This window comes from Streptomyces sp. NPDC057654 (assembly GCF_042800135.1).
Classification (GTDB): Bacteria; Actinomycetota; Actinomycetes; order Streptomycetales; family Streptomycetaceae; genus Streptomyces.
This window is the reverse complement of sequence record NZ_JBHVHQ010001177.1, coordinates 1-2,072: the sequence shown is the minus strand read 5'-3', so window position 1 is coordinate 2,072 and position 2,072 is coordinate 1. Positions and strand designations below refer to the sequence as shown.

1 protein-coding gene is annotated in these 2,072 nt (G+C 72.2%); it reads right to left on the bottom strand.

Annotated elements, in window-relative coordinates:
* Positions 1-323: 323 nt before the first annotated feature.
* On the bottom strand, positions 324-1,928 hold the full coding sequence (locus tag ACFU99_RS41740) for a sensor histidine kinase (RefSeq protein ID WP_384403479.1): 1,605 nt from the start codon (positions 1,926-1,928) through the stop codon (positions 324-326).
* Between the last annotated feature and the right edge of the window lie 144 nt (positions 1,929-2,072).

The window sequence follows — 2,072 nt, the reverse complement described above, 5'->3', positions numbered from 1 at the left end:
CCGCAATCCTCCCCGTGGCGCGTGACACGCGCGGTCCCCCGTCCGTCAAACCAAGGCTGCCGCGTTCGCCGAGCGAACCGTGCGGCCGCCTACCCCGTTGTCCCCGCCCGTCGGCACCTCGACGGGCGAGCGTGGAATCGACAGTAGACAAGTGATCGATTTGGAGTCAATGGCCGCTATAAACGGAGGAGAAAAGTCCGCCCGAACGACAGAAGACCCGCAACCGACCGGAACATGATTCCCCGAGGTCAATTACGGTATGCCGAACCCGGCCCGCGTACGAATACGCGCGCGGACCGGATTCGGCCATGCCTGAACGGGCCTCAGTCGCCCGGAAGCGGAACCACGTCCTTGGCCGCCAGCCGGCCGTGTGCGAAACACACCCGGTAGGCGTGGGTGGGGTCCGGCTCCCGCGACATCCGGTAGTAGCGGCACGTGGAACCGTGCGGCATCGGCTTCACGTCACGGCGCGGGGGCACGTCCGTCTGGAGCGACGGCAGCAGGTCCTCCGCCTCCGACCGCCGCTGCCCGACACGCAGCCGCTCGTAGCTCGCCGAGTCCAGGACGGACTGCTCCGTCTGGATGTAGGAGAAGGCCCCCATCAGGGCGGCCAGCACCGCGGCGACCACCAGCGGCACGAAGATCACCTGCTTCAGGCCGCGACGGGCCCGGCGCTGCGCGTGCCGCCGCTGGAACGCGGACTCCGACGCGTCCTCGCTCTCGCTCTCCTCCCCCTGCGGCTGGGCCGCGCCCGCCGCGTGCGGCAGCCGCGCCTCCACCTCGAAACCGCCCTCGTACGGGCCGGTGTGCAGCGTCCCGCCCGCGAGCCGGACCCGCTCGCGCAGCCCCACCAGCCCGTTCTTCCCCGAGGGCAGACCGGTGTGCCAGGCGGAGGAGGCGTCCGGCCGCACCGGAGGCGGGTCGTTGACGACCCGTACCTCGGTGACGTCCGCCAGATGCGCGATGCACACCGTGACGGCGGCGCCCGGCGCGTGCTTGGCGGCGTTGGTCAGCGACTCCTGGACCACCCGGTACAGGGCGCGGTCCACCATGAACGCGAGCTGCACCGGCTCGCCCTCCTCGGTGAGGGCGACCGTCAGGCCGGAGGCGGTGGCGCGCTCCACGAGATCCGTGACGGACTCGCGCGCCGGGGCCTTGGGGGCCGTCTCCGCGTCCTCGCGCAGCACGCCGATGACGTCGTGCAGGCTCTCGGTGACGCTCGCGGCGGCGGCCCGCAGCTCCCCGGCGGCCTTGCGGTGGCGCTCGTCGAGGTCGGGGGCCATCTCCAGGGCCCCGGCGCGCAGCGCCAGCAGGCTCAGTTCGTGTCCGAGGGAGTCGTGCATGTCGCCGGCGATGCGTGAGCGCTCCCGCAGCCGGGTGCGGTCCGCGACGATCTGCTGCTCGCGCTCCATGCGCTCGGCCAGCTCCCAGCCGGCCCGCGTGAGATCGGCGTACTGGCGGCGGTAGCGGCCGGCCATCCAGGGCAGCAGCACATTGAGGCCGAGGGTGACGGCCATCGTGAACCAGGTCCACAGGTTCTCGCCGCTCGCCGCCACGGCCGCCAGTCCGGCCGCCGCGATCACCGCGAAGCCGACGAGCGCGGGCCGCTCCTGGCGCATCCTGCGTCCCACGAGATAGCCCATGACGAGCATGGCCACGCAGAAGGAGGAGTTGAAGAGGTTCAGCGTGACGCAGAGGCTGAGCGCCACGGTGATGTAGAGGGAGAGCAGCGGCAGCACGCGGGAGAGCAGCATGGCGAGGGCCAGGGCGGGCATCCCCGCGTACACGGCCAGCGCCGGTGCGGGCAGCCGGATCAGGTCGTAGCCCACGGGCACGCACAGGCCGGCCCACAGCACGAGGTCCGCGAGGCGCTCGCGGCGGCTCAGCCCGGCCAGGGCCGAGGAGACCTCGTGGCGCCGGCGGTTCACCTGATCAACGAGCTGCCCCATCACCCTGCCCAAACTACAAGCCCGTCCGCCGCATCGGCACTGACGAAAGACATGATCAAGGGCGTCGCCCCGGCCGTCGGCGAGCTCGGTCCGGGCAGCGGCGCCGGCGGCCGCCGGACGGGC